The organism is Streptomyces sp. NPDC107575 (assembly GCF_055657265.1).
In genome coordinates, this window is the sequence record NZ_JBVKBG010000002.1 from 1,325,647 (window position 1) to 1,351,178 (window position 25,532).

24 protein-coding genes and 2 riboswitches are annotated in these 25,532 nt (G+C 71.4%); of the genes, 12 read left to right on the forward strand and 12 right to left on the reverse strand.

Translation table 11 applies throughout. The annotated features are described in order from the left end of the window. Window positions 1-15: 15 nt before the first annotated feature. A riboswitch (cobalamin riboswitch) is annotated at window positions 16-240 on the reverse strand. Window positions 241-413: 173 nt separating this feature from the next. Next, complete coding sequence (locus tag ACZ7L4_RS12640) at window positions 414-1,304, reverse strand: 3-hydroxybutyryl-CoA dehydrogenase (protein ID WP_472101726.1); 891 nt, start codon at window positions 1,302-1,304, stop codon at window positions 414-416. Continuing rightward, window positions 1,301-2,899, reverse strand: coding sequence for a malate synthase A (aceB, locus tag ACZ7L4_RS12645; RefSeq protein WP_472101728.1), 1,599 nt, complete (start codon window positions 2,897-2,899; stop codon window positions 1,301-1,303). Before aceB ends, ACZ7L4_RS12640 begins: the two co-directional genes overlap by 4 nt. An 80-nt stretch (window positions 2,900-2,979) precedes the next feature. Between aceB and ACZ7L4_RS12650 the strand changes: the two genes are divergently transcribed. Further along, a complete protein-coding gene (locus ACZ7L4_RS12650; protein WP_472101730.1) occupies window positions 2,980-3,222 on the forward strand; it encodes a hypothetical protein in 243 nt (80 codons plus the stop codon). Between the two features lie 53 nt (window positions 3,223-3,275). Here ACZ7L4_RS12650 and aceA read toward each other — a convergent pair whose 3' ends face one another. Next, on the reverse strand, window positions 3,276-4,559 hold the full coding sequence (gene aceA / locus ACZ7L4_RS12655) for an isocitrate lyase (protein WP_472101732.1): 1,284 nt from the start codon (window positions 4,557-4,559) through the stop codon (window positions 3,276-3,278). Between the two features lie 391 nt (window positions 4,560-4,950). Between aceA and ACZ7L4_RS12660 the strand changes: the two genes are divergently transcribed. The 5 genes from ACZ7L4_RS12660 to ACZ7L4_RS12680 all read left to right on the forward strand — a co-directional run bounded on the left by ACZ7L4_RS12660 (window position 4,951) and on the right by ACZ7L4_RS12680 (window position 11,531). Next, on the forward strand, window positions 4,951-6,369 hold the full coding sequence (locus tag ACZ7L4_RS12660; RefSeq protein WP_472101734.1) for a short-chain fatty acyl-CoA regulator family protein: 1,419 nt from the start codon (window positions 4,951-4,953) through the stop codon (window positions 6,367-6,369). Window positions 6,370-6,451: 82 nt separating this feature from the next. Next, a riboswitch (cobalamin riboswitch) is annotated at window positions 6,452-6,579 on the forward strand. A gap of 108 nt (window positions 6,580-6,687) precedes the next feature. Further along, complete coding sequence (locus ACZ7L4_RS12665; RefSeq protein WP_472101736.1) at window positions 6,688-8,193, forward strand: ABC transporter substrate-binding protein; 1,506 nt, start codon at window positions 6,688-6,690, stop codon at window positions 8,191-8,193. A gap of 4 nt (window positions 8,194-8,197) precedes the next feature. Further along, a complete protein-coding gene (locus tag ACZ7L4_RS12670; protein WP_472101738.1) occupies window positions 8,198-9,145 on the forward strand; it encodes an ABC transporter permease in 948 nt (315 codons plus the stop codon). After that, a complete protein-coding gene (locus ACZ7L4_RS12675) occupies window positions 9,142-9,960 on the forward strand; it encodes an ABC transporter permease (protein WP_472101740.1) in 819 nt (272 codons plus the stop codon). Before ACZ7L4_RS12670 ends, ACZ7L4_RS12675 begins: the two co-directional genes overlap by 4 nt. Further along, the gene (locus ACZ7L4_RS12680) at window positions 9,957-11,531 is read left to right on the forward strand and encodes an ABC transporter ATP-binding protein (protein WP_472101742.1); all 1,575 of its coding nucleotides are present in this window, start codon (window positions 9,957-9,959) and stop codon (window positions 11,529-11,531) included. Before ACZ7L4_RS12675 ends, ACZ7L4_RS12680 begins: the two co-directional genes overlap by 4 nt. Before the next feature lie 312 nt (window positions 11,532-11,843). On the opposite strand, the gene ACZ7L4_RS12685 is transcribed toward ACZ7L4_RS12680, so the two are convergent. After that, complete coding sequence (locus ACZ7L4_RS12685) at window positions 11,844-12,539, reverse strand: TetR/AcrR family transcriptional regulator (RefSeq protein WP_472101744.1); 696 nt, start codon at window positions 12,537-12,539, stop codon at window positions 11,844-11,846. 107 nt (window positions 12,540-12,646) lie between these two features. On the opposite strand from ACZ7L4_RS12685, the gene ACZ7L4_RS12690 reads away from it, so the two are divergent. The 4 genes from ACZ7L4_RS12690 to ACZ7L4_RS12705 all read left to right on the forward strand — a co-directional run bounded on the left by ACZ7L4_RS12690 (window position 12,647) and on the right by ACZ7L4_RS12705 (window position 16,707). Next, window positions 12,647-14,071 carry an MFS transporter gene (locus ACZ7L4_RS12690; RefSeq protein ID WP_472101746.1) on the forward strand — a complete coding sequence of 475 codons (1,425 nt, stop codon included), beginning with the start codon at window positions 12,647-12,649 and terminating at the stop codon, window positions 14,069-14,071. A gap of 72 nt (window positions 14,072-14,143) precedes the next feature. Then, window positions 14,144-14,440: a hypothetical protein gene (locus ACZ7L4_RS12695; RefSeq protein WP_472101748.1), complete on the forward strand. Its 297-nt coding sequence runs from the start codon at window positions 14,144-14,146 to the stop codon at window positions 14,438-14,440. Window positions 14,441-15,637: 1,197 nt separating this feature from the next. Then, entirely contained in the window at window positions 15,638-16,075 is a 438-nt protein-coding gene (locus tag ACZ7L4_RS12700) for a hypothetical protein (RefSeq protein ID WP_472102032.1), read from the forward strand. A 134-nt stretch (window positions 16,076-16,209) separates the two neighbouring features. Next, a complete protein-coding gene (locus ACZ7L4_RS12705; RefSeq protein ID WP_472101750.1) occupies window positions 16,210-16,707 on the forward strand; it encodes a GNAT family N-acetyltransferase in 498 nt (165 codons plus the stop codon). Between the two features lie 12 nt (window positions 16,708-16,719). On the opposite strand, the gene ACZ7L4_RS12710 is transcribed toward ACZ7L4_RS12705, so the two are convergent. Genes ACZ7L4_RS12710 through ACZ7L4_RS12720 form a run of 3 tightly spaced genes read right to left on the reverse strand, consistent with a single transcriptional unit; the run spans window position 16,720 to window position 19,418 of the window. After that, window positions 16,720-17,955 carry a cytochrome P450 gene (locus ACZ7L4_RS12710; RefSeq protein ID WP_472101752.1) on the reverse strand — a complete coding sequence of 412 codons (1,236 nt, stop codon included), beginning with the start codon at window positions 17,953-17,955 and terminating at the stop codon, window positions 16,720-16,722. A 48-nt stretch (window positions 17,956-18,003) separates the two neighbouring features. Further along, entirely contained in the window at window positions 18,004-19,221 is a 1,218-nt protein-coding gene (locus tag ACZ7L4_RS12715; RefSeq protein ID WP_472101754.1) for an NAD(P)/FAD-dependent oxidoreductase, read from the reverse strand. Continuing rightward, on the reverse strand, window positions 19,218-19,418 hold the full coding sequence (locus ACZ7L4_RS12720) for a ferredoxin (RefSeq protein WP_472101756.1): 201 nt from the start codon (window positions 19,416-19,418) through the stop codon (window positions 19,218-19,220). The genes ACZ7L4_RS12715 and ACZ7L4_RS12720 overlap by 4 nt, the downstream gene beginning before the upstream one ends. A gap of 169 nt (window positions 19,419-19,587) precedes the next feature. Here ACZ7L4_RS12720 and ACZ7L4_RS12725 point away from each other — a divergent pair, with 169 nt between their 5' ends. Next, a complete protein-coding gene (locus ACZ7L4_RS12725) occupies window positions 19,588-20,202 on the forward strand; it encodes an acyl-CoA-like ligand-binding transcription factor (RefSeq protein ID WP_472101758.1) in 615 nt (204 codons plus the stop codon). A gap of 54 nt (window positions 20,203-20,256) precedes the next feature. On the opposite strand, the gene ACZ7L4_RS12730 is transcribed toward ACZ7L4_RS12725, so the two are convergent. Then, complete coding sequence (locus ACZ7L4_RS12730) at window positions 20,257-21,855, reverse strand: GMC oxidoreductase (protein WP_472101760.1); 1,599 nt, start codon at window positions 21,853-21,855, stop codon at window positions 20,257-20,259. Window positions 21,856-22,139: 284 nt separating this feature from the next. Here ACZ7L4_RS12730 and ACZ7L4_RS12735 point away from each other — a divergent pair, with 284 nt between their 5' ends. After that, the gene (locus tag ACZ7L4_RS12735) at window positions 22,140-22,778 is read left to right on the forward strand and encodes a TetR/AcrR family transcriptional regulator (RefSeq protein WP_472101762.1); all 639 of its coding nucleotides are present in this window, start codon (window positions 22,140-22,142) and stop codon (window positions 22,776-22,778) included. A gap of 67 nt (window positions 22,779-22,845) precedes the next feature. On the opposite strand, the gene ACZ7L4_RS12740 is transcribed toward ACZ7L4_RS12735, so the two are convergent. From ACZ7L4_RS12740 to ACZ7L4_RS12755, 4 genes are read right to left on the reverse strand one after another with little or no spacing between them, the layout of a single operon-like run. Further along, window positions 22,846-23,763 carry a YihY/virulence factor BrkB family protein gene (locus ACZ7L4_RS12740; protein ID WP_472101764.1) on the reverse strand — a complete coding sequence of 306 codons (918 nt, stop codon included), beginning with the start codon at window positions 23,761-23,763 and terminating at the stop codon, window positions 22,846-22,848. Then, window positions 23,753-24,319, reverse strand: coding sequence for a hypothetical protein (locus ACZ7L4_RS12745; protein WP_472101765.1), 567 nt, complete (start codon window positions 24,317-24,319; stop codon window positions 23,753-23,755). The genes ACZ7L4_RS12740 and ACZ7L4_RS12745 overlap by 11 nt, the downstream gene beginning before the upstream one ends. After that, a complete protein-coding gene (locus ACZ7L4_RS12750) occupies window positions 24,309-25,325 on the reverse strand; it encodes a DUF6286 domain-containing protein (RefSeq protein WP_472101767.1) in 1,017 nt (338 codons plus the stop codon). Before ACZ7L4_RS12750 ends, ACZ7L4_RS12745 begins: the two co-directional genes overlap by 11 nt. Then, window positions 25,322-25,507, reverse strand: a complete 186-nt coding sequence (locus ACZ7L4_RS12755) for a hypothetical protein (RefSeq protein ID WP_472101769.1) — start codon at window positions 25,505-25,507, stop codon at window positions 25,322-25,324. The genes ACZ7L4_RS12750 and ACZ7L4_RS12755 overlap by 4 nt, the downstream gene beginning before the upstream one ends. Window positions 25,508-25,532: the final 25 nt, after the last annotated feature.

The following is a 25,532-nucleotide window of genomic DNA, read 5'->3' on the forward strand; positions in this document are numbered from 1 at the left end:
TCCGCGCACGCGTCGTACGCGCACGGGCAGATGGCAGGTCTTCGGACTCGCGGGCGCGTCCTCCCGTTGGGGAGGACATCTACTGGCCGTCGCTTCCCAGGCCCTGTCTGTCGGACCCAGTGCGTATGACGGCGGTCGTTCCCACTCACCGCTGCGGGGCAGTCCCGGATTCCCATCGGGTTCCCTCTTGCGACGCATCCCGCCTGGCGGACGGGGCGAACCAGCTGCAGCGCTCACCCTACGGGCCGGTGGCGGAGAGTGGCCGGATGGTCCGGATTCCGGATGGTGAGATGGGCCACCTGAGAGCTGGACGGCCGAAAGCCCGTGGGGCGCGGACCGGCGTCGTGCGCCGGCCCACGCCCCACGGGCTCAACCGCCGCCGTCCCTCATTCCGACGGCGGTACCCGGGCCCCTCAGCCCCGGTGGTTCTCGGTGGCCACCTGCCCGTAGACATGGAAGCCCCGCCCGGCCTTCCGCCCCAACAGGCCTGCCTCCACCATGCGTTGGAGCAGTGGCGGCGGTGCGTACAGCGGCTCCTTGAACTCCTCGTAGAGCGATTCGGCGATCGCGGCGACCGTGTCGAGCCCGATCAGGTCGGCGAGTCGCAGCGGTCCCATGGGGTGTGCGCAGCCGAGCTCCATGCCGTGGTCGACGTCGGCCGGTGTCGCGAAGCCGGACTCCGTCATGCGGATCGCCGACAGGAGGTACGGGACGAGCAGCGCGTTGACGACGAACCCGGCGCGGTCACGGGAGCGCACCACGGTCTTGCCGAGTGTCCCCGCGGCGAAGTGCTCCACCAGTGCGGCGGTCCCGGCCGAGGTGTGCAGCGACGTGACGACCTCGACCAGGGGCAGGGCCGGCACCGGATTGAAGAAGTGCAGTCCGACGACGCGGTCGGCGCGCCCGGTCGCCATGCCGAGGCGCATGACGGGGATCGAGGAGGTGTTGGTGGCGAGCACGGCGGCCGGATCCTCGACGATCTTGTCGAGAGCGGCGAACAGCTCCGTCTTGGCGTCGGTGTTCTCGACGATCGCCTCGACGACGAGCTGCCGGTCGGCAAGATCGTCCAATTCCCCGGTGAACGTCATCCGGCCGAGTGCGCCCTGCGCCTGCGCGGCTGTGCACCTGCCCCGGTCGACCGCCCTGCCGAGCGAGGCCGTGATGCGGTCGCGGGTGCGCTGTACCGCTGTGCCGTCGGCCTCGCACACGATCGTGTCGATGCCGGCCCGGGCGCAGACCTCGGCGATGCCCGCTCCCATCTGGCCGCCCCCGACGACTCCCACACGGTTCACGTCGATGGTCATGACTGCCGCTCCGTGGTCCGGACGAGGTGGCGCGTGTAGGCGTCGGGCGTGAAGAAGAGGGGGAGTTCGGTGGCGAGCGCGGTGCGCTCGAAGAGTGCACGGATCTCGTCGACGGGAGAGCGGGGGAACTCGGCCACGAGAGCGGCGAGTTCCTCTTCGAGGAGAGCGAGCACCGTCTCCCGGTCGACCTGCCGATGACGCAGCCACTGCCAGACCTGGACGCGGGCGATCTCGGCGGTCGCGGCGTCCTCCATGAGACCGTCCAGGGCGACCGCGCCCTGTCCGCGCAGCCAGGCGGCGAAGTAGCGGACCGCGACCGAGATGTTGGTGCACACCCCGTGGGACGTCGGGGGGCCGCTGACCTTGCGGACCGCGAGCAGCTGCGAGGGTGTCACCTCCACGTCCTCGCGGGTGCGGCTCAGCTGGTGCGGCTCGTCACCGAGCACGCCGTCGAAGACCTCCCGGCACAGCGGAACCAGCGCCGGGTGGGCGACCCAGGATCCGTCGAAGCCGTCCTCGGCCTCGCGCTCCTTGTCCAGGCGGACCTTCGCCCACGCGGCCTCGTTGGCCTCGGGATCCTTGCTCGGCACCTGGGCCGCCATTCCGCCGATGGCGTGGGCGCCGCGCTTGTGGCAGGTGTGGACGAGGAGTTCGGTGTACGCCCGCATGAAAGGGGCGGTCATGGTGGCCCGGGCGCGGTCCGGCAGCAGGAAGTCGGTCCGGTGGCCGAAGGTCTTGATGACGCTGAAGAGGTAGTCCCAGCGTCCCGCGTTCAGCCCGGCGCTGTGCTCGCGCAGTTCGTACAGCATCTCCTCCATCTCGAACGCCGCGGTGATCGTCTCGATGAGGACCGTGGCCCGGACCGTGCCGTGCGGGATGCCGAGGAGGTCCTGGGCGAGGACGAAGATGTCGTTCCACAGCCGCGCCTCCTCGCGGTTCTCCAGCTTGGGCAGGTAGAAGTACGGGCCGTGTCCGGCATCGATCTGCCGCTGCGCGCAGTGGAAGAAGTACAGGCCGAAGTCGACGAGCGCGGCCGGCACGGGGCGGCCGTCGACCTCCAGGTGCTCCTCGTCGAGGTGCCAGCCGCGGGGGCGGACCACGATCGTCGCCAGGGGCCGATCGGTGGCAAGACGGTAGTCCTTGCCCGCCTCGGTGGTGAAGTCGATGCGCCGCTCGATCGCGTCCAGCAGGTTGAGCTGCCCGCCGATCACGTTGTCCCAGGTCGGTGCCGTGGCGTCCTCGAAGTCGGCGAGCCAGACCCTCGCTCCGGAGTTGAGCGCGTTGACGGTCATCCGGCGCTCGGGCGGCCCCGTGATCTCCACGCGCCGGTCGGCGAGACCGGGGGCCGGGGGCGCGACCCGCCAGTCCGCGTCCTCACGGATCCGCCGCGTCACCATCGAGAAGTCGAGCGGGTATCCCTCGGCGAGCCGCAACGCCCGGCGCCGACGCTCCTTGAGCAGGCGCTCGCGGTCCGAGGCGAAGGCGCGGGCGAGCGTACCGATGAAGTCGAGCGCGGCGGGAGTGAGGATCTCGTCGTGGCGGTCGCCTGGAGCGGCGAGGACCTGAACCGGCCTGGTGATGAGCTGCGGGGACATCGGATCTCCTGAGGGAGGGAGGCGAAGGTACGAGGAGTGGGAGGAGCGGGTTGCACAGTGCGGGGCTGGATCACACAGTCATGAAGGCCGTCGCGGCGGCCGTCGTCGAAAACGGAAAGCTCGTGGTGAGCAAGCGGGCGGCTGGACGTGTACGGCCCGAGCCGGGCGAGGAACCGGAAGAGACGCTGGTGCGGGAGTTGCGCGAGGAACCGTGCGCCCTGTGCTGGACCGACGGGCGGGGCGGGACTCAGGCGCGCCCCGTCGTCGCGCACCGTCTGCCGCTGCTGCGCGACATGGGCAGGATGGAGCGGATCGCCGGGTGAGGGCGCTCACCGGGTGACGAGGAGACCCGGTGAGGCGCACCGCCCGCCACGTCCTAGTGGAACTGCTCGGCCTCCGTGGACCCGGTCAGGGCAGTGGTGGAGGAGGCCGGGTTGATCGCCGTCGAGACCTGGTCGAAGTAGCCGGTGCCGACCTCGCGCTGGTGCTTCACCGCGGTGAAGCCGTGCTCCTGGGCGGCGAACTCCCGCTCCTGCAGGTCGACGTAGGCGGTCATGCCGTGCTCGGCATAGCCGCGCGCCAGGTCGAACATGCCGTGGTTGAGCGAGTGGAAGCCGGCCAGGGTGATGAACTGGAAGCGGTAGCCCATGGCGCCCAGTTCCCGTTGGAACTTGGCGATCTGGTCGTCGTCCAGAACCGCCTTCCAGTTGAAGGACGGCGAGCAGTTGTAGGCGAGCATCTGGTCAGGGTGCTCGGCGTGGATGGCCTCGGCGAACTCGCGGGCCTGCGCCAGGTCCGGGGTGCCGGTCTCCACCCAGATGAGGTCGGCGTACGGGGCGTAGGCGAGGCCGCGGGCGATGACGGGGGCCATGCCGTTGCGGACGCGGTAGAAGCCCTCGGCTGTGCGCTCGCCGGTGACGAACTCGGCGTCGCGCTCGTCGACGTCGCTGGTCAGCAGGTTCGCTGCGAGGGCGTCCGTGCGGGCGACGATCAGTGTGGGCACGTCGGCGATGTCGGCCGCGAGACGGGCCGCGTTGAGGGTGCGGATGTGCTGGGAGGTGGGGACGAGGACCTTGCCGCCGAGGTGGCCGCACTTCTTCTCGGAGGCGAGCTGGTCCTCGTAGTGGATGCCGGCGGCACCCGCCGCGATCATCGCCTTGGTCAGCTCGAAGGCGTTGAGCGGCCCGCCGAATCCGGCCTCGGCGTCGGCGACGATCGGGGCGAGCCAGTCGGTGGAGTCGTCGCCCTCGCTGGTGGCGATCTGGTCGGCGCGCAGCAGTGCGTTGTTGATCCGGCGGACCACCTGGGGCACGGAGTTGGCCGGGTACAGGGACTGGTCGGGGTAGGTGTGGCCGGCGAGGTTGGCGTCGGCGGCGACCTGCCAGCCCGACAGGTAGATGGCCTGCAGCCCGGCCTTGACCTGCTGGACGGCCTGGCCGCCGGTCAGCGCGCCGAGGGAGTGGATGTAGTCGTTCTCGTGCAGCTGGCGCCACAGCCGCTCGGCGCCGCGCCGGGCCAGGGTCTGCTCCTCGCGGACGCTCCCGGAGAGGCGGACGACGTCCGCCGCGCTGTAGGTGCGCTCGATGCCCTTCCAGCGCGGGTCGGTGGCCCAGCGGCGGGCGAGTTCCTCGGCTGCCTGCGTCAACGTATCGGTTGCCATGAAGGTCACCGTCTCCTCGGTCGTTCATCTGCGAATTCGGTCAGCACTGTGAAGCGCATGACCCGATGTATGGCACTGTGTGTCTCACTGCTGGTGTGCGGCCCACCTGTCCCGTTGTGGGCCAAGCTGAGCAATCCTGCCGACGCGGATGCGCTCGGTGCCGGGATCTCCGACGTCAGGGCGTGAATCGTGCCCCGGTTTCCGGGCTGCGTCCGTCGGGATTCCGGTGGGCCGCACTGGAACTCTGGCACTGGCACTGAGTGCCAACAAGTGTGGATCGGTGCCAACTTCTGCGAATCTTCGGGAGCCAGGTTGCCAACTTTGCAAAGGGTGCGTACGGCGCTCGGCGGCGTACGCTTGGCCGTCCCTGAAGGGGAGGAGAGGCGGATCCATGGGGAAGACGTACGCGGGCGCCCGGTTGCGCAGGCTGCGCGAGGAGCGCGGCACGAGTCAGGCCGAGCTGGCCCGCTCGCTCGGCATCTCGCCCAGCTACCTGAACCAGATGGAGCACGACTCGCGGCCCCTCACCGTGCAGGTGCTGCTGCGCCTGACCGAGGTGTTCGGCCTCGACCCCGGCTTCTTCTCCGAGCGGGACACCAGCCGTCTGGTGGCCGACCTGCGCGAGGCGCTGGCGGCCGAGATCGACGGGGCGCGCGTCTCCCCGACGGACCTGGGCGAACTCGCCTCCCGGATGCCCGCGGTCGCGCGGGTCCTGGTGGACCTCGGCCGCCGCAACCAGCGCCTTGCCGAACTCGTCGGGTCGAGCGGCGAGCGCGGAGCCGGACTCGAAGAACCGCGCTCCGCGCACGAGGAGATCCGCGACTACTTCTACCGGCGCCAGAACTACCTGCATGAGATCGACGTCGCGGCGGAGGGCCTCGCCGCCGTCATCGGTATCCGGCCGGGTGAGGTGCTGAGCGCCTTGGCGGCCCGCCTGACGCAGCACGGAGTGCACCTCGGCACAGAGTCCGGGGACCGCCTGCACCACTACGACACGGCGACGCGAACCTTGCACTTGTCGACGCGGCTGCGCCCGGGCCAGCGCGCCTTCCGCATGGCCACGCAGCTCGCGCTCCTGGAGCACGGGGACGAGCTGGACCGCCAGGCCGCGCAGGACTTCGCCCCCGGCTCACCGGCCCACTCCCTGGCCCGGATCGGCATCGCCAACTACTTCGCCGCAGCCCTGATCCTGCCCTACCGCGACTTCCACGCCGCGGCCGAGGTGGCGCGCTACGACATCGAACGCCTCACCGACCGGTACGGCCTCGGCTATGAGACGGTGTGCCACCGCCTCAGCACGCTCCAGCGCCCGCGGCTGCGCGGTGTCCCGTTCTCCTTCGTCCGCGTGGACCGGGCCGGAAACGTGTCCAAGAGACAGTCCGCCACGGGCTTCCACTTCTCGCGCGCGGGCGGCACCTGCCCGCTGTGGAACGTCTACGAGGCGTTCGCCGCCCCCGGTCGCATTCACGTCCAGCTTGCCGAAATGCCCGACGGGCAGCGGTACTTGTGGACCGCGCGCGCCGTCACCCGACACCGCGGCGGCTGGGGTGAGCCGGGGAAGACCTTCACCATCGGCCTCGGATGCGAGCTACGTCATGCACACCGGCTCGTCTACTCCGACGGCCTCGACCTCGGCCGCAGTGCCGCCGCCACCCCCATCGGCATGGGCTGCCGGGTCTGCGAACGCCTCGAATGCCCGCAGCGCGCCGCGCCGCCCCTCGGCCGAACCCTGCGGATCGACCAGAACTCGAGCACGTTTGTTCCCTACCCTGTGGCGCACGACGGCCGCGGCGGCCGGCACCCGGTATGACCGCCCGTGGATGTGCGGACCCCACCGGGTGTATGCCCTCTCTGCCCCGTACGCCACAATGAGCGCACGAGGCGACGGGGACCAGGAAGCCGGTGTGAATCCGGCGCGGTCCCGCCACTGTGACCGGGGAGCGATCCTCCCGCATGCCACTGCCCGCGCGAGCGGACGGGAAGGCGGAGGCGGAGCGATGATCCGGGAGTCAGGAGACTGACCCGTCGCCGGTCCAACGGCAGGGGCGAGGACACCCCGGAGAGGATCGATGTGACGACGCATGCCCGCACGCAGACGGAGCGGGGATCGAAACCAGGCCGGCGCGGCGTGCTGGCAGCCGGAGGCGCCCTGGCGCTCGCGGGCTCCGGCCTGCTCACCGGCTGTGGCGGTGACACGAAGGACGGGGGAGGCGGCGACCGGTTCCGGGCCGCGTTCACGTCCGGCGGTTCCCAGGAAACCCTCGACCCGCATGTCGCCCCGAACTTCGTGGACCAGGCCCGCGCCAAGGCCCTCTACGACACGCTCGGCACCTATGCGGACGACATGTCGGTGCGCAAGCGGCTCGCGGAGTCCTGGGAGAGCGACGCCTCCGGCACCCGCTGGCACATACGCCTGCGCGAGGCGAACTTCCACGACGGGAAGCCGGTCACCGCGAAGGACGTCCTGTACAGCTACCGGCGCGCCGCCGACCCCAGGACGGGATCCCCGTCCCAGGTGCTGCTCTCCGCCATCGACTTCACCGCGAGCAGGGCCGACGGCAAGCGGTCCGTCGTCTTCGTGCTGAAGGCGCCGAACTTCGAGTTCCCCACCGTCTTCGCAGGCCCCGGCACCGAGATCATCCCGGACGGGACGACGGACTTCCGCAAGCCGGTCGGCTCCGGCCCCTTCACCTACGTGTCGTTCACCCCCGGCGGCACCGCCCGATACCGCCGTTGGGCGGACCACTGGGACGGCGCCCCGCACATCGCCGAGCTGGAGATCGTCCCCGCGAACGAGGAGTCCGCACGGCTGGGCGCGCTGCTGTCCGGGCAGGTGCACTACGGCGCCGACATGGCCGGCTCCTCCGTGGAGCGGCTGAAGAAGGAGCGTGCCGTACGCCTGCTGACCGCGAAGCGGGCGACCGCGCAGCAACTGCTCCTGCGCACGGGGCGCGCCCCGTTCGACGACCCCCGCCTGATCCGCGCCGTGCAGCTGGGCATCGACCGCGAGGCGCTGGTCCGCATCGCGCTCGCCGGGCACGGCGAGGTGGGCAACGACCTGTTCGGCCTCGGCCTGCGCGGCTACCCCGACGACCTCGCACCACGGGAGCGGGACGTCGACGAGGCACGCAAGCTGGTGCAGGAGGCTGGCGCGGCCGGGCTGCACATCACCGTGGAGACCAGCTCCGTCGATGCCGCCTGGGAACCGGCCGCCGACCTGATGGCGCGGCAGCTGCGCGAGATCGGACTGAAGGTGTCCGCCAACACCCGGGCGTCCAGCACCTACTTCAGCGAAATCAAGACCAAGGGCGTCGCCGCCTTCAACACCACCTCCACCCTGCCCGTCTCCGACTTCCTGCAGCAGCGCGTGCGCGGCGGTGCGGCCCGCAATCAGACCCAGTACGCCTCGAAGAAGTTCGACGCGCTTCTCGACCGGGCCCGCACCACGCGTGACCGGCAGGACCGTATGGCTTTGCTCACCCGCGCTCAGAAGATCGCTCGCGACGAGTCCGGACTCCTCGTGTGGGCGTTCTCCGATGCCAACGACGCCGTCGCACGGTCGGTGGGCGGTCTGCGCGCGGCACCCCCGAACTCGCACGACTGGGCCCGCTTCGACCGGGTCCGCCTCGGCTGACGCCGTGCGCGCCTACGTCCTGCGGCGCTGTCTGCTCGCCCTTCTGCAGTGCCTGGTGGTGCTGGTCGCCGTGTTCGCCGTCGGGGCGCTGTTGCCCGGCGACACGGCCGACGTACTGCGCGGTGAACTCGGTACGCCCGAACAAGTCGCTGCGCTGCGACAGCAGTTGGGCCTCGACGAACCGGCCTGGGCCCGCTTCGGGCACTGGCTCGGCCGGCTGCTCGCCGGTGATCCCGGCAACTCGCTGACCACCGGGTTGCCCGTCGGTGACGACATCGGCCGCCGCATCGGTGTGACGCTGCTGCTGGGGGTGCCGGCCTTGGTGCTCGTCACCGTGCTGGCACCCCTCGTGGGCACCTGCTCGGGGCTGCGCGAGGGCAGCCGCCTCGACCGCACCCTGAACACGGCCGCGGTCGTGCTGCACGCCGTGCCGGAGTTTGTCCTCGGGCTGCTGCTGGTCGCCTCGGTGTCGCTGGCGGCGGGACTGCTGCCCGCCACCGCCGTCGGCATGGACTCGAGTGCCCTGCTCGCGCAGCCGACCGCCCTGGTGCTCCCCGTCACGGTCCTGACGGCGCGTCATGTCTGCGATCTGGCGCGGCAGATACGTGCGGGTGTGGCGGCCGAGCGGCACGGCGCCGTCGCCGAGCACCTGCGCCTGCTCGGTATGCGCGAGCGCACCGTGGTGCTGCGCCACGTGCTGCCGAGCGCGCTCGGCCCGGCGGCGCAGCAGTACGCCCGCTGCGTAGAGGGGCTGCTCGGCGGCGCGGTACTGGTCGAAGCCGTCTTCGGATTCAGCGGGCTCGGGGGTGGCTTCGTCGAGGCGGTCCAGAACCGCGACCTCCCGCAAGTGCAGACGTACGCGCTGCTGTTCGCCGGGACGGCCGTCCTCGTGAACCTCATCGCCGACCTGGTCGCCCACCGCCTCGCGCCCCGCCGGGAGGTGACCGCGTGACCCCGTCCTCCGCCGCCGCGCGGTCCCGGAGGCCTTGGGGCGCGATGTCCCTGCTGGGCGCGCCGGTGCTCCTTGCCCTGTGCGGGCCGCTGTTCGCCGGGGACGCCGCCCCCTCGACGGACGCTCTGCCGTCGCAGCCGCCCGGCGCAGGACACCTTCTCGGCACCGACGTCCTGGGGCGCGACGTGCTCGTGCTCGTCCTGCACGGCGGTGCCTCGGTGGTGGGCAGCGCCCTCGGGGCCCTCGCGTTGGGCATGGCGGCAGGAGTGCCGCTGGGGCTGCTCGCCGCGGGACCGCGACGCCGCCTCGACGAGACGGTCATGCGTACGATGGACCTGCTCCTCGCCTTCCCCGGCCTGCTGGTCCTGATGACCCTGGCCGCGACGGGCCATCGGGAATGGTTCTGGCTGGTGGCGGTCGCCGGGACGCTGCAAGTCCCGGCCGTGGCACGCCTGGTGCGCGGTGCCGCACTCGCTCCCGGGGCGCGGTCCGTCGTGGAGGCGCTGCGCATGCAGGGCCATGGCTGGTCGTACATTCATCTCCGGTACCTGGCGCGGGAGTTGGCCGCGCCGCTTGCCACCGACGCGGGCGGCCGGTTCTCCACCGTGCTGTACCTGTTGGCGTCCGCCAACTTCCTCGGTCTCGGGCTGTCCGCGTCCTCGCCGGACTGGGCGGTCCTCATCGAGCGGAACAGCGACGCCCTGTTCACGCAGCCCGCGGCCGTCCTGGCCCCGGCCGGGCTGCTCACAGCGCTGTGCGTCGGCGGCAACCTGCTCGTCGACCGGACCCTGGCGCGGACGAGGAGGAGCCCATGACCGTGCCGCTGCTTGAGGTCCAGGAGATCTCGGCGCACGCCGAGGGAGTGCCGCAACCGCTCCTCGACAAGGTCGGCCTGACGGTGCGGGCGGGCACGGTGGTCGCCGTCGTCGGACCCTCGGGAAGCGGCAAGACCACGCTCGGCCTGGCCGCACTCGGCGCCTCGCGCGAGGCCGTACGGCTGTCCGGACACGTCCTGCTGGAGGGCACGGACCTGGTGAACCTCGCCCCGGCCCGACGCCGTGCGGCCCGTGCGGGGCGGGCCGCACACCTGCCGCAGCACCCGGAATCCGTCCTCGATCCGGTCCGCCGCGTCGGGGGAGTGCTGACGGAGCTGGCCGCACTCAGTGGTTGCCAGGGGCGGGCTGCCCGGAAAGCAGCCGCCGCGGCGGCCCTGACCGCGGCCGGCCTCGACTGGGAGACCGCCCGCCGCCGCTTCCCGCACCAGCTCTCCGGAGGCCAGCAACAGCGCCTGGCGCTGGCCTCCGCCCTGGTCACCGGCGCCCGACTCCTCGTCCTCGACGAGCCCACCAGCGGCCTGGACCCCGCACTCGCGCACGCGCTGGGCCGTACGGTCCGCCGCCTCGCGGACGACGGCGCGGGCGTCGTGCTGCTCAGCCACGACCTTCCCCTGGTGCGCCGCGTCGCGGACCGGGTCGTGGTGCTGGAGCACGGCCGGGCGGTGGATGAGGGTGTCGCGGGCGAGGTGCTCGGCACCGGCGTGCCCGGCCCCGGGCCGACCACGGGTGAGCCCGTCCCGGCACGCCCTCGATCCACCCAGGTGCTGCTCGCCGCGGAACACCGCACCGGCACGGCGAGAGGGGCGGCACCAGCCAGGCGGGGCCCGAGCTCACCGCAGGGCGACGGAGTGTCGGCCCGGGGCATCGTCGTGCGCCGCCGCTCCGCGGCCCTGCTGGCCGGCCCGGTCTCGATGACCTTCCCGCCCGGGAGCAGCACCGCACTGCTCGGCCCCTCGGGCTCCGGCAAGACGACGTTCGCCCGCGTCCTGGCGGGCCTCACCACACCCACCTCCGGCGAGATCCGCGTCGACGGCACACCGCTGCCGGCCCGCATCGACCGCCGCACCGCCGCGCAGCGCCGCGTCGTCCAGTACGTCCACCAGAACAGTGCGGACTCCTTCGAGGCGCGTCGCCCCCTTCTCCACCAACTTGCGGACTCCGCACGCCTTTTGCGTGGTCTGAGCCGCGAGGACGCGACGGCTGAGGCGCTGGCGATCGGAGTGAAGCTGGGACTCGACGAGCCGATGCTGCGCGGCACCCCCGCCCGTCTGTCCGGCGGACAACTCCAGCGTTGCGCTCTCGTACGCGCCCTGACGGCACAGCCGGCGCTGCTGGTGTGCGACGAGGTGACGTCCGCCCTGGACACCGCATCGCGGGAGCTGGTCCTCGACGCCCTGCCCGGCCTGCTCGCACCGGCGGCGACAGCGCTGCTGTTCATCAGCCACGACCTCCCGGCGGTGCGAGCGGTGGCCGATGACGTGGTGGAGTTCGAGGACGGGCGTTCGTGCGTGGCGAGGACCGGCGGACGGGGCGATCTGTCTCCTCACTGATCCCCTATGGCGGGCCGTGGCCGGCGCCGCCCTGGTGGGGCAGGTCAGAGGCGGGATGCACGCTTCCGTGGGCGGTGCAACCAGCGGAGGCCGGACGGGACTCGAGGGCCTTCTGCCGCGGGCGGCGTCAAATAGCAGCGCTTGGCGTGGGGCGATGACGCCCAGCGGATGCGATGCGGCGGTCGACGGCGCGTGGGGACGGGGCTTCATCGCGCTGATGGCACAGGCCGAAGCCGGCGAGGACCTCGGCTGGGACGGCCCGCGCACCGGATCGGACACGGTGCCGTCAGCGACATTCGGGAGCCGACGGGTTCAGCATCCCGCGGCGTCGAGATGGCTGCGGATCTGTGCGATGACGACGGACGTGAACTGGTTGAACTGGGTGTCCGCGGTGGGGGTGGGCAGCGCCGCGGCCTGGCGCAGGGCGGGGATGTCGAGGTCGGCATGGTCCGCCAGCCAGGTGTCGGGGACGAGGCGGCTGCGGTCCGTCGTGGCCTGCGCGGCGGGGCGGTCGACCACGAGCGCGAACGAGAGCATGAGCAGGGAGAGGTGGCGGTGCACCGCGAGCGCGGCCGGGAGATCGACGCCGATGCCTTGCAGGAGTTGGAGGAAGCGGTCGACGTTGAGCAGACGGTTGGGGTGAACGGCGGCCGGAGGTGCGTCCTCGTCGAGGGAGACCAGCAGGGCGCGCGGCCAGCGCTGGTACAGCGCGCGCAGGGACTGCGCGTAACCGGTGACGGATTCTTCCCAGGCCGTGGGGTGCAGGGGCGGAGGGGTCCAGGAGTCGAGCATGAGCCCCAGCGCGAGATCGACGACGTCCTGTCGGTCCTCGACGTAGTTGTACAAAGCCCGCACGGTCACGCCGAGTTCGGTGGCCAGGGAGCGCATGGTGAGGGAGCCGAACCCGTGCGTACCGGCCATTTCCAGGGCCTTGGCGGCGATGGCCTCCCGGGTGAGGACCGGGCGGCCCTTGCGTGTCGTGGGGCGGCGGCGGGAGGCGGCAGGCATGGCGCCATCGTACGGGCTCCCCGTTGAAATTCACTCCTGTTGACTTTAGTGTTCGGGGACCGCAGGCTGACATCCCCACCCGTCCGTGCCCGGAGGTCGTCATTCGGATGGCAGCTCAGAAGTCCCGTCGGCTCCCGCCGTTGAGCGGAGTCCTCGTGCTGGTGATGGCCGCCACGGGGCTGGTCGTCGTCGACCTCACGATCGTGGCCCTCGGCCTCCCCCTGATCAGCGCCGACGTCGCGGGCGGGGAATCGGCGGAGTCGGTGGTGGTCACCTATACGGTCGCGATGGGGGCGCTCACCCAGGCCGCCGGAAGCCTCTCGGACCGCTGGGGGCGGCGGCCTCTGTTCCTGGCCGGGATCGCTGTGTTCACGCTGGCCTCCCTGGCCGCGACGCTGGCACAGGATCTGTGGTGGCTGAACGCCGCCCGGGTGGTCCAGGGCTGCGGAGCTGCAGTGATCATGGTGAATGGCATTCCGCTGATCTCGGACCGCTACACCGGTGAGGAGCGCAACCTCGCCATCGGTGCCTGGGGGTCGTTCGCGACCGCGGCAGGACTTCTCGCCCCGACGCTCGGTGGCGTGCTGGTCGACACCGTCGGGTGGCGTGCGGTCTTCGCGATCAACCTCCCGCTCGGCGCGGCCGCCTGGGTGCTGGGTGCCCGCGTGCTGCCCCGCGCTCCCGCCGCGCCTTCCTCGACCGGGCGACCGGACTGGCCCGGCACCGTGCTGCTCATGCTCGGCCTCGGCACGGCGACCCTGCTCATGCTTCGTCCCGACGGCACACCATGGGCAGGGCAGGACACCGTCGCACTGCTCATCGCCTGCCTGACGCTGACTGCCTTCCTGGTCCTCCAACTCCACGTTCCCGCACCGACATTGGAGCTACGGATGTTCACCCGGCCCGCGTTCTGCGGCGCGATGCTGGCCGTCCTCCTCTCCCGCGTCCTGACCATCGGAGGCTCGGTCTACCTGGTCCTGTACCTGTCGGACGGGCTGGGGCTGAGCCCTACCTCGGCGGGGCTCCTGATGACGCCGATCTTCCTCGCGCAGATCGCCACCGGCATGGTCGGCTCCAAGCTGCTCAGTCACTGGGCGCCCGGCCTGGTGATCGGCTCGGGGTACGTGCTCAAGGGTGCCGGCTTCGCGGCCCTGGCGCTGCTCATCACGCCCAGCACGCCGTGGTGGGTGCTGATCGTGCCGCTGCTCGCCTGGGGGGCGGGGGGAGGAATCGCCGGGGCCCCCGTGATGGCCGTGGCGGTCCAGGTCACCGAACCCGAGCGGGTCGGCATGGTCTCCGGGACCGTCTCCACCCTCGCCTCCCTCGGAGCCGGCGTGGGAACCGCGGTACTGGGCACCGTCTTCACCCTGTACGACGGCACCGGCACGGGCCGTCAGGCAGTCGCTGACGGTACCCGGGCCGTTCTCACCGTCTCCGCCGCGCTTGCGGTGGTCGCCGTATTCACCACGCTCGTCCTCATCCATCCGCGCCGTGTCCCTCGCCCCGAGCGGGACCCGGCAGCTGCCCGGTGACCGTGCACGCACCCCCGCTTCGGCTTCGAGCACCGGGCTGCCGCGGGCTGGGGCCGCGTAGCGGCGAGGCAGATGCTGCAGCAACGCAGAAGTAGAAGCGCGCTGGCCGCCGGCTTTGCCGGTGAGGCCCGACAGGGCAGGGCCGTCGCGGATGCCGCCGCCCGCGAGGGCTGCCCGGAGGCCGACCCCGAGGGCGAAGTCATGATGGGCGAGGCGACCGCCGGGCACCTCCCCACCATCAGGTGCGAGGTGTGGGACGGCCTTCTCGCGGAGCCACCTACGCAGCCGGGAGAATCGAGCGCACCGTCCTGGCGCAAAGCCGGCAACTCCACAGCGGAGAAGGGCCGGACGCGGCAGGGGCGCAAGTGATCGCATGCCCCTGCCATGGGCGGAGTACGCGCCCCGCGGCGACGTCGGGCGGGCCGGGCAGTGGGGCGGCAGTCGCAGTGCGCTTCGTCGGTGCGCCCTTGCGGCCTGATCCCTTGAGTGTGCGCAGGGGTTCTGGGGTGCGAGTCAAGTGGTTCGACGGCGCGTTGCCTTGCCTGCACCGCCAGATCGCCCGAGTGCCACGGGTATGCACGAAAACTGCATACATTCTGGCCCTGGAGGCCTGCGATTCGGCTTGCGCGGAGCGGCGGTAGGAGTGGTAGCAGCCATCGCGATCGGCTGTGCCTCGGCACCCGTTCTGGCGCTGTCTTTACCCGTCGGGCCTGCGCCATCCGCCGCCAGTGACGAGAATCCTGCCCCGGAGACTGGCGGAGGGCACGGGGTCCCAGACACTCCACATGGGGACGGACCACCCTCGACCGGATGCGGCGACGAGGATGACGGCTATGGCTCGGAGGACGAGTCGTCCGGATATGGCGAGGAGGAGGCCCCCGCCCCGACGCCGCCGTCACCGGTGGGAACCCCCGTCCTCTCCTTCCCCGACCGCGAGCGGGTCGGCCTCGCCGCCCACGACCCCGACGCCGACGCCGAGCGCGCCAAGCCCGTCGGACCGGGGTGCAACGCCATCCGGGACTCCCACCCCCTCCGTCGGTGGCCACGACAGCGCCGGCACCGTCACCCGTCTCCTCCCGCGGGAGCCAACTCGGCGAGACGGGGCGGGAGTCCAGGAGCCACACCCTCGGGGTGATCGCCGCGATGCTTGTCGCCACCGGCGTCGGCCTGTGCGTCCTCGCTTGCAAAACGCGATCCCGGGCGTTCGCGAAACACTTTGACCCGTAACGACGCGAGGTTTGAAGGTCGTTCTCCGTCTGTAATGTGACCGCTCCCCACCACGACAAGGTCTCCAGCGGCGCCCTGCCCCGGGTTCGTCGATGCGAAGCGCGAGTGCATCGACGATACGGTCCCGACGTCCGTCAACCTGGCCACGGGGCAGGTTGACGGACGTGTCCGCAGGTGGCTTTGAGCAAGCTGCCGATCCGGTCAAGCGCCGGATCACAGACGCCGATTGATGGACGACGTAGCGCAGCTCCGCTGCCAACCGGGGGGCGGTCGGCCATGAACCGGGTTAGGTTGCGCCGCGTGCCGGAGACGATCTCCGGCCACAGGGGAGGGGCGAACGTGGAGCAGAACAGGCGAGATGGTGTCTCGCGTCGCGGGCTGATCAGGGGCGGGCTGCTGGCCGTGGCGGCTTCCGGTGCGGCGGTGGTCGGATTTGCGGGGCCGGCGAGCGCGGCCGTGGTGAATCTCGGTCTGGACCGCCAGGGCGCGAAACGGATCCAGCGTTGGATCCTGACCATGTACGGATACACGGGCTCGATCGACGGGGCGCTCGGGACCAACAGCTGGAAGGCGATGCAGCGCTTCCTGGCCACCTGGCCGAGCCAGCCCTCGCCCTACACGGGCTCGATCGACGGGGTCGTGGGGCCCAAGACGATCGTGTCGCTGCAGGCCAACCTGAAGAAGTTCCACGGCTACAGGGGTGCTCTCGACGGCGTCGCAGGATCGGGGACTCAGGCGGCGTTCCGGCGCATGGCCTACTCCAACCCGCCGGTCTGACCGGCTGGGCATCGTGAGCGGTCCGCCCCGCCAGGGACCGGGCCGCTCGCCTTCTGGATCAGGCGGGGTGCAGGCCCGCGTCGCGCGTACGCAGGGCGCTGGGCCCGGCCGATGGGAACGTCGATACGTCCGGGGTGCTGTTCTTGTTTAAGGTTGAGTTGAGACTCGTCGTGCGTGATCTGCGGCCTGCCGATCTGGCGTCCTGTTCCTGGGCAGGCTCCGACCACCATCTCCGGGGAGTCGCACGGCAGTTGAAGCGGGCGCAAGCTGGTGACGTCGACTATCTGGCCGTCTGCACACCTGCGAACATTCCGATCGCGAAGGGCGGCGTGGACTACCGGGTTTCAGAAGGGGCGGGAACTCTGTGGCAGCTGGCCGTCCATCCCGCACTGCAATCGTGCGGTATCGGAACCGTCCTCATTGAGGCCGCGGAACAGCGCATCAAGGACCGCGGTCTTTGGCAGGCGGAGCTGGGGGTGGAAGAGAGCAATCCACGCGCTCGCGCCCTGTACGAACGCCTTGGCTACACCGCATACGACTGTCGGCTTGACTCATGGGACGAGCAGGCCCCCGACGGAACACTGCGCCGGTACGAAACCATGTGCACATTGATGCGGAAGCATCTGTCGTAGGCGTCGACCTGGCTACCACGTGACTGGGAGTTCGTGGATGCCGTAGATGACCGCGTCGTACTTGAACGGCACCTGGTCGATGGTCGTCGCGGAGCGCAGGGTCGGGATGCGGCGGAACAGGGTCGGGTACACCACCTGGAGTTCCATACGGGCCAGTGGCTGGCCCGCGCAGTGGTGGGGGCCGGTGCCGAACGCGAGGTGCTGGCGGGGGTTGCGGGTGATGTCCAGGGTGTCGGGGTCGGCGAAGACCTCGGGGTCGCGGTTGGCCAGCTCGCTGAGGAGGATGACGCCTTCGCCCGCGCGGATGGTCTGTCCGGCGATCTCGATGTCCTCCAGTGCGGTCCTGCGGCGGCCGAGATGGACGATGGACAGGTAGCGCAGCAGTTCCTCGACCGCGGAGGCGACCACCTTGGGGTCGTCGGTGTCGCGGATGACGGCGAGCTGGTCGGGGTGCTCCAGGAGCAGGAGCGTGCCCAGCGTGATCATGTTGGCGGTCGTCTCGTGGCCGCCGAGCAGCAGGAGCACTCCCATGGTGGCCGCCTCGTGGCGGGTGAGTTCCCCGGCTTGGACGCGTTCGGCGAGCTGGGAGAGCAGGTCGTCGCCCGGTTCGGTGGTCTTCTTGCCGACCAGTTCGTCGAGGTAGCCGGCGAGATGGGCGTGGGCGGCGCCGCGCTGCTCGCCGGTGGCCGTGGAGGAGACGAGGGTCTTGCTGTTGACCTGGAAGAACTCGTGGTCCGCGTAGGGGACACCGAGGAGTTCGGAGATGACCAGGGAGGGGATGGGGAGCGCGAGCGACTGCACCAGGTCGGCGGGCTTGGGGCCGGCGAGCATGGTGTCGATGAAGTCGTCGGTCATCTTCTGTACGACGGGGCGCAGGGCCTCGATGCGTTTGATGGTGAAGGCCCCGCTGACCATGCGGCGCAGCCGGGCGTGCTCGGGGTCGTCCATCCCGACGAAGCTGAGGTCGGCTCCGCCCCCGCCGTGCTTCGCCGGGTCCACGGGGCTGGGGTAGTTCGGGTTGGACAGGTCGGCGCTGAGCCGGGGGTCGGCGCCGAGGAGCTTCTGCTCGGCGTGCCGGGTGACGACCCACGGGGTGCTGTCGCCCCAGGACCTGACCCGGCTGACGGGGCCGAGGTCGGTGAGGGAGCGCATCTGCGGTGACACGCCGAAGGGGCAGGACGAGGAGCGGGGGTGGGGGAATTCGGGGAGGTCGGCGGCCGGGGTGCCGGGCTGGTGCGCGGTGGTCATGTTCGTCCTCCGGTGGGGGCTGAGGTCGTGATGTGGTCGGTGTCCGTGTCAGGCGGGTGTGGGCGCCTCAGTGGCTGACTCAGTGGCCGATTCAGTGGTGGGCTCGGGGGCGTAGGAGAGTTCGCGGCTGTGCCGGCGGGTCTGTTTGGGCATGTTCCAGCCCAGCACCGCGCGGACGCGCCCCGCTTGCTCGTAGCGGGCGACGAACCGGCCGCCTTCCTCGCCCTCGACGATCGTCACGTCGGCGTCGGGCGCGGGCGTGCCGAACACCTGGATCTTCGCGTCGAACTGGTCGGTCCAGAAGTACGGCACCGGTGTGTACGGGGAGAGTTCGCCGAGGATGTTCCCGGCGACGACGGCCGCCTGGGCGGTGGCGTTCGTACGGTTCTCCAGCCGCAGATGGGCGCCGATGCCCTCGTGGTACCAACGGGCCACGTCCCCGGCCGCGTAGACACCGGGAGCGGCACGGCAGTACGCGTCGCACACCACGCCGTCGTCCAGGCCGAGCCCGCTTCCGGCCAGCCACTGGGTGTCGGGCGTACAGCCCACGGCGGCCACGACGAGGTCGGCGGGCACGGTCTCGCCGGTGGGCAGCCGTACGCCGGTGACCTGGCCCGCCTGCCGGACCAGCCCGTCGACCGCGGTGCCGTTGACCAGGCGCACTCCGCCTCGGCGATGGAGGTCGGCCAGGAGGTGTGCGACGCGCGGGCCGAACTGGTCCTGCATGGGCGCCACTTGCAGGCCGACCATCGTGGTCTCCAGGCCAAGTCCCGCGCAGGTCGCGGCGATCTCCGAGCCCAGCACTCCGTTGCCGATGACGACGACCCGTCGCGCCTTCCGCAAGGCGGAGCCGAGCCCCAGCGCCTCGTCGAGGGTGCGCAGGACGTGCAGGCCTCGCAGGTCCTCGTGGCCGGGCAGCGTGCGGGGCCGCAGCCCAGTGGCCAACACGACGGTGTCGGCGCGGAGTTCGCGCCCGGAAGCCGTCAGCACCGTGTGCCGGCCGGCGTCGAAGGCCACCGCCTGCTCGCCGAGCGCGAACTCGGCGTCCAGCGCGTCCAGGGCCTCCTGCGTGCGCAGCCGTGCGCGCTCGGGCTCCCAGGCTCCGGAGAGCACCTGCTTGGACAGCGGCGGCCGGTCGTAGGGTAGTCCGGGCTCGCTGTCCAGGAGTGTCAGCCGGCCCCGGTAGCCCTTGCGGCGCAGCGCTTCGGCGGTGCCGAGACCGGCTGCCGAGGCGCCGACCACGAGTACGCCCTCGGGCGCCGTCATGCGTGTGCGGCCAGGTGGATGGCGGCTGCCGGACACACGTCGGCCGACTCGCGCACGGCGTCGTGCTGGTCAGCCGCGGGTGTGGCCTCCAGCAGGACGACGATGCCGTCCTCGTCACGCTGGTCGAAGACCTCGGGCGCGAGCATGACGCACTGGCCGGCGCCGCAGCACTTCTCTTCGTCAACGGTGATCTTCATTGTGGGGGGCTCCTTCTGGTGGACGGACGTGCTCCGAGTCGTCGGAGAAGGGGAGGGGGCGGTGCAGCGACCCTATAGTGACACACCGTCTCATGAGTGAAACAGTGGTTCATGTCTGCGTTCCCTGATCACGCGGCGTTATCATCGGTGAATGGTCAAGGCAGCAGACATGACGAGTACGCGAGACATCGCTCGGGCGGCAGTGCGGGACCGGCTGGCGCAGGTGGCTGTGGATCTGTTCTGCCGGGAAGGGTTCGACCAGGTCACGTCGAGCGAGGTGGCCGCTGCGGCCGGGGTGTCACGCAGTACCTTTCTGCGGTACTTCGGCAGCAAGGAAGAGGCCGTGATGAGCGCCTTCGAGCCGGACTGCGAGGCTGCCGCGGCGACACTGCGCGCTCGCCCGGCCGACGAGGACGACTGGACGGCGCTGCGGCACGCGATGGGCGCCTTCATCGAGCCGTCCCGCGACAATTCGCCCGAGCGGCTCGCCCAGGCCCGCCTCATCGCAGGATCCTCCGCCTTGCGGGCCCGTCGCCTGGAGATGATGGCGCGCTGGCGGGACATCCTTGCGGGGATCCTCGCCGAACGCGCCGGTCAGCAGGGTGAGCTCGGCATCGGTTTCCAGGTGGCGACGGCCGCGGCCATCGACTGTCTGACCATCGCGGTCGAGCGCTGGACGCATCTCGATGGCCGGGCGTATCTCGCCGACCTCCTCGACGAGGCGTTCGCGGCGATTGCCCTCCGGGGGGCGGCTGTTGCGGGCGCGGAGCCGGGCCGTCGCTGACGCATGCGGCGCCGCGTGCCGCTCAAGGCATGCGCCTCGTCCGTCGCAGGCCGGTCAGATGACGGTGCCGATGTCCTTGGCGGTGATGGTGTCCATGGCGCGTTCGGCGACCGCGGCGATGGTCATCGACGGGTTGCAGGCGCCGGTGGTGCCCGGGATGAGCGCGCCGTCGAGGACGTAGAGGCCGCGTTGGCCCTGGACGCGTCCCTCCAGGTCGCAGACGGTTCCCATGGGTGCGCCGCCGAGCGGGTGCCAGGTGCTGTTGACCAGGGAGTTGGTGTCGATGAGGGTGCCGAGGCCCTGGGAGACCTTCGTGACCCGCTGGTGGATGGCGCGGTAGCTGCCGGCGTCGCCGTCCTTGGGCCAGTGCAGACTCACGGAGTCGGTGGCGGAGTCGTAGCGGAGGTGTCCCCGGTCGGGGCTGACGCCGAAGCCGACCAGCATGGTGGTGCGGGTGTCGAGGCCGAGGGGCGGGAGGGACGCCTGGATGACGGTGTTGGCGGTCGCCGGGTCGGCCCAGTCCTTGCTGCCGTAGACGACGGGTCCGCCCTGCTCGGCGCCGAAGTCGTCCTGGAGGTTGGTCCAGGCGTAGATGCGGTCGCCGTTGGTGCCCCAGCCCTCGCCGAGACCGTCGGGCAGGTCGGGGATGGCGCCGGTGGCGCCCGCGCGGACCAGGAGCTTGCTGGTGTTGACGCTGCCGGCCGCCATGATCAGGGCGCGGGTGGTGAGCACCTTCTGTTCCAGCACGGTGCCGGAGTCGTCTGTGCGGTCGACGTGCACCTCCCAGCGGCCGTCGGCGGTGCGGGCGACGGAGGTGACGTTGTGGTGGGTGGCGACGGTGACCTTGCCGGTCGCCTCGGCCTGCTTCAGATACGTCACGTCCACGGAGTGCTTGCCGCCGTTGTTGACGCCGAGTGCGCAGTCGCCGTTGGTGTACGAGGGCTTCATGTCGCCGCGCAGTTCGGCCAGCGCGTAGTCCCAGTCGATCGGCATCGGGATCTTCTCCAGGCCGTAGCCGGCCTTGCGGATCCGTTCGCCGAAGACCCGTGCCGCGTAGTAGTTGGGGGAGTCGATGAGCTGGTCGGGGGCGGTGTCGGCCTGGAGCATGCGGGCGACGCGCGGGTAGTGGACGCGGTCCATGCGCCGGTAGTCGAGGGCTTCGGGCAGCCAGGTGTTGAAGACGGCCTCGGAGGGCTGGAGCGTCATGCCCTGGTAGACGAGCGATCCGCCGCCGACCCCGGCCGCGCACACGCCGAGAATGTTCTCGCCGAGGACCGGTTCGAGGAGACCGGCGTAGGGGGCGAAGCCGAGCGGGGTGCCGATGAGGCGGGCGAGCGGGCGGACCGCCTCGGGCAGGGTGCCGTACCAGAGCGCCCGCTTGTCGAGCCCGGAGACGCGGGGGAAGGTCTCCGCGTTCGGGCCGGTCGGCCAGCGCCGCCCGCGTTCGAGGACGGTCACCGGGACGCCTGCCTGGGCGAGCCGCAGTGCGGCGACGCCGCCACCGAAGCCGGAACCGATGACGACGACGCGGTGTTCCTCGCGGGTCAGCTTCACGCGGGCGGGGGCGGCCGCGGCGCTCGGGGCGGGAATGACGCTCGCGGCGGTGAGGGCGGCGGCGCCGGTGAGGACGGCGCGCCGGCTGGGGGTGGGCATGAACAGCTCCTTGATCAAGTGGGGGGGGGGAGGAGGAGTGGTGCAGGCGCACGGGACGGGCTGGGGCCTGTCGACGATGCAACGGGCGCGGCCATGCCAAGTGGAGGCGAGAGCACGGTAGTTACTCGCCGGTCACCTATCGAAGAGTAGAGATGGGTGTCACTCAGTGACAAGGTGTCTGCAAGTGACAGTTGATGGACTGTCAGCTGCACGCGCCCTCCGGACCCGCCTCGGTATCCTGCGAGGACCAGCGGCGACAGATGGTGGGGGCGAGGGTGCGCCAGGTGTCCTTGGACGCAAGGCAGCAGAAGGAACGGGCGGACGACAAGCCGTCGTTCGCCGAGCGCCGCAAAGCGGCCCTTCGGTTCGAGATCGCCTGCGAGGCCGTGCGCCTGTTCACCACGCAGGGGGTCACCGCTACGACCGGGGAGCACATAGCTCAGGCCGTCGGCGTCTCCTCCCGGACCCTGTGGCGCCACTTCGCCTCGAAGGAGAGCTGCGTACTGCCCCTGCTCACCGCGGGACTCGACTTCGCGGTGGACCGCCTCCGTCACTGGCCGGCGGACGTGAGCCTCCTGGACTTCTTCACCGAGACGTCCCGGTCCGGCGATCTGCCTGCCGGTACGTCGACCATCCTCGCGCTGATCCGTATGACCTCCACCGAGCCGGCACTCCGCGCCGTGTGGCTGCAGGCCCATGACGACGCGTTGCCCGTGCTCGCGCGCCTGCTCGCGGAGCGTTCCGGCGCCGACCCCGACGACCTGCGCGTCGCCGTACACGCGGCGACCCTCAACGGGGCTCTGCGCGCGGCCGCGGAGGATTTCGCCCGCCGCTACGCGGACCACCCCGAGGCCCGGTTCGACGAGTTCGCGGCCTGCCTCGACGCCGCTCTGCGTGCGGCGTCGGAGGGGCTGCCCTACTGACGTCGGCGTTCCGTAATGGGGGGATGCGGAGTCCGAGAGGTGTCAGCATCGCGGGCCTTGCGTCCGCTCAGCCCGACGCCCGCCCCTCCAGTTCGCTGAGCTCCGCCGTGAACTGCGCCCCGGCGAGCAGCGCCAGGTTCGACAACCACAGCCAGATGAGGAAGACCACGGCGCCCGCCAGTGAGCCGTAGAGCCTGCTGTAGGTGCTCAACTCCGAGGTGTAGAGCGCGAATCCGGCGGAGGCGCACAGCCACAGGAAGGCGGCCAGGGCGCCGCCGGGGATGCTGTGGGCGCGGGTGCGGGCCTGCGCGGGGCCGGTGCGGAAGACGATCACGACGAGCAGGGCGACCACGCACAGGAGCATGGGCCAGCGCAACAGGCTCCAGGCCCACGCGGCGGCCGTGTCGAGGCCGAGGTAGCGGCCGAGCGTCTCGGCGACCGGGCCGGTCATCAGGAGCACCAGGGCGCTGAGGACGAGGATGCCGAGCAGGGCGAGCGCCGTGCCCAGGATGCGGTGGGCCTTGTGCCAGGTCGAGCGGCGGTCCGCGACCCGGTGCATGCGGTGGACCGCGCGACGGAACACCGCGAGGTAACTGGAGGCCGACCACAGCGCGCTGACCGCGCCGACGGCTAGCAGGGTCCAGGCGGCCGTGCCGTGGCGCAGCGCCTGGGACAGCACGTCGTGGAGCTGGGTGCCGGACTGGCCGGGAGCGTACGCGGTGACATGGGCGATGAACTCCTCGGCCGTGTCCGGGCTGATGAGGCTGAACGCCAAGGAGATGACCAGCAGGGACGGCAGCACGGTCAGGATCGCGTAGTACGTGAGCGCGGCCGCGGAGTCCGACAGGTCGTCGCGCCACATCGACACCGGTGTACGGCGCAGCGCGGCCCGCCAGGCGGACACGCGGCCGTCACCTCTTGAGGGGAGGGGGCGGGGGTCCCGCCCGTGCGGCGGCCCGTCGAGGGCGTGCGGGTCAGCGGACATGCGGCCTGCGGTGCGAGCGTGCGGAGAAGCGGATGTGCATGCGGAAACGGTACGGGGCGAGAGCGTCCCCCGTGTCGGAGGCGATCCTGGTCAGGTGGGGGAGGACGGTGGAGGGTGTGGTGTCGTGGTGGAGATGGACGCGCAGGACGGCGTCGAGGCGGTCTGCCCGTGGCGCCACCCGTACCCGAGGCCGACAGTGGGCGACACCGTCGACGTTCTCCACGAGAGCGGCCAGTGTGTCCTCCAGGGCGTGGGTGCGCAGCTGGCTCCGGGATGCGGGCAGGGTCACCAACCGCCGCCTCCCGGTGCGCAGTTGCCGCGCACCCCACCAGGCGAGCAGGACGGCGGCGACGGCCGAGGCGGCCATGACGGTGGGCGTCCACCACTCCTGGCCGCGCAGCGAGGCCAGGCGCCCGGGGGCGAGGAACGGGGTGTGGGGGCCGAAAGCGGACGGCCATGACGTGTGCCCCGGACAGAGCCGGCCGCCCGCCGCCACAGCGACCAGTCCGCACAGGGCCAGCGCGACCCGGTTCAGGATCGTACGGCTACGGGGCATCAGTGGCACGGCCCTTCTGCTGAGGTGACTCTTCCGCTAGTGGGGTGCCGTCGAGGGGCCGCTGACCGCTATCGCCGTCGCCCTGGTCCGTCCCGGCCGTCCAGGAGCCGTCGGCACGGACCTTGACGCGTACTCTCGGCGGGCGCCGCAGGCGGCAGCCGTCGAGGACCTCGCATGTCGCGGCCTCGACGCCGTGTCGCGCCACCGTCCGGTCCCCGAAGGCCAGTTGGGCACGGACAACGACGCGGCGCCGACGTACCCGGACGCGTACGATCCCGATCCCTGGGACGTCCCCCGCGGCATCACGCACCACGAGCGCGAGCGCCTTGCGGTCCATGGCCGCCCGCAGCTGTGCGGCGGGGGAGTCCACGGTGAGCAGACCGCGGCGCCCGGGAGTGACCGCCAGGGCGACCATCAGGATTCCGAGGACGGCGAGAGCGCCGGCGGCGAGGGCGACGAAGGGGGTGTCCGGTCCGTGCCGCTCCAGCCAGCGGAGCGTATCGGCACGCCAGGGGGCGGCCGGGCGGTGTGCCACATGCACCCTGACCAGGTCGGCTGCCAGTGCGCCGCAGGCGGTGGCGGCCGTCAGGGCGAGCAGTGCCGTCGGCAGTCGGCGCGGCGACCACCAGCGCAAGGGTGTGCGTCGGCCGGTGTCCCGATCCGTGGGGCTGGTGTCGGCGGCCGTCGTGGACACCGGTGCGGTCCTCGAGGCCGCCACGGGCAGGAGTCCGGTGACCTGGACCCGTGCCGCTCTGATGTGAAGGCCCGTCAACTCGCCCGTGCGCCGGGTGACATGGTCCTGGACTCTGCGCGCCGCTTCGGGCAGCGGCGCCGGGAACGGCACCGCCACCTTCACTGCGACGTCCGCCCGGCGTCCGCGCACGGTCGCGGAACCCGTCCCGCTGCCGCCGACGGCGGGCGTGGCCTCCCCGGCCGCACGCCCGGCGATCCTGCGTACGGCCCGGTCCGAGACGACCGTCGTGCCCCGCTCGGCGGCCTCGGTCATCGCCGGCCCCGACGCCGGCTGTCGAGCAGCTCCTCGACCCGCCCGCCGGCATCGAACCAGTGCCCCACCGCACCGCCCAGCGCGCCGAGGGCGGCCACGAGCAGGAATGCCCCGAAGCCCCCGAAGTACCCCGCAAAGGCCAACGCCATCCCGGCGAGCATCCCGGTCGTCGCTCTGCTCATTGCCACCATCGCTGCCTCCTCACCC

Bases quoted from the DNA above. Each gene is read 5' to 3' on its own strand.
- ACZ7L4_RS12640 (WP_472101726.1), bottom strand. From the start codon at position 1,304: ATGACCATCGACGTGAACCGTGTGGGAGTCGTCGGGGGCGGCCAGATG.
- aceB (WP_472101728.1), bottom strand. From the start codon at position 2,899: ATGTCCCCGCAGCTCATCACCAGGCCGGTTCAGGTCCTCGCCGCTCCA.
- ACZ7L4_RS12650 (WP_472101730.1), top strand. From the start codon at position 2,980: ATGAAGGCCGTCGCGGCGGCCGTCGTCGAAAACGGAAAGCTCGTGGTG.
- aceA (WP_472101732.1), bottom strand. From the start codon at position 4,559: ATGGCAACCGATACGTTGACGCAGGCAGCCGAGGAACTCGCCCGCCGC.
- ACZ7L4_RS12660 (WP_472101734.1), top strand. From the start codon at position 4,951: ATGGGGAAGACGTACGCGGGCGCCCGGTTGCGCAGGCTGCGCGAGGAG.
- ACZ7L4_RS12680 (WP_472101742.1), top strand. From the start codon at position 9,957: ATGACCGTGCCGCTGCTTGAGGTCCAGGAGATCTCGGCGCACGCCGAG.
- ACZ7L4_RS12685 (WP_472101744.1), bottom strand. From the start codon at position 12,539: ATGCCTGCCGCCTCCCGCCGCCGCCCCACGACACGCAAGGGCCGCCCG.
- ACZ7L4_RS12690 (WP_472101746.1), top strand. From the start codon at position 12,647: ATGGCAGCTCAGAAGTCCCGTCGGCTCCCGCCGTTGAGCGGAGTCCTC.
- ACZ7L4_RS12695 (WP_472101748.1), top strand. From the start codon at position 14,144: ATGCTGCAGCAACGCAGAAGTAGAAGCGCGCTGGCCGCCGGCTTTGCC.
- ACZ7L4_RS12710 (WP_472101752.1), bottom strand. From the start codon at position 17,955: ATGACCACCGCGCACCAGCCCGGCACCCCGGCCGCCGACCTCCCCGAA.
- ACZ7L4_RS12715 (WP_472101754.1), bottom strand. From the start codon at position 19,221: ATGACGGCGCCCGAGGGCGTACTCGTGGTCGGCGCCTCGGCAGCCGGT.
- ACZ7L4_RS12720 (WP_472101756.1), bottom strand. From the start codon at position 19,418: ATGAAGATCACCGTTGACGAAGAGAAGTGCTGCGGCGCCGGCCAGTGC.
- ACZ7L4_RS12725 (WP_472101758.1), top strand. From the start codon at position 19,588: ATGACGAGTACGCGAGACATCGCTCGGGCGGCAGTGCGGGACCGGCTG.
- ACZ7L4_RS12730 (WP_472101760.1), bottom strand. From the start codon at position 21,855: ATGCCCACCCCCAGCCGGCGCGCCGTCCTCACCGGCGCCGCCGCCCTC.
- ACZ7L4_RS12740 (WP_472101764.1), bottom strand. From the start codon at position 23,763: ATGTCCGCTGACCCGCACGCCCTCGACGGGCCGCCGCACGGGCGGGAC.
- ACZ7L4_RS12745 (WP_472101765.1), bottom strand. From the start codon at position 24,319: ATGCCCCGTAGCCGTACGATCCTGAACCGGGTCGCGCTGGCCCTGTGC.
- ACZ7L4_RS12750 (WP_472101767.1), bottom strand. From the start codon at position 25,325: ATGACCGAGGCCGCCGAGCGGGGCACGACGGTCGTCTCGGACCGGGCC.
- ACZ7L4_RS12755 (WP_472101769.1), bottom strand. From the start codon at position 25,507: ATGAGCAGAGCGACGACCGGGATGCTCGCCGGGATGGCGTTGGCCTTT.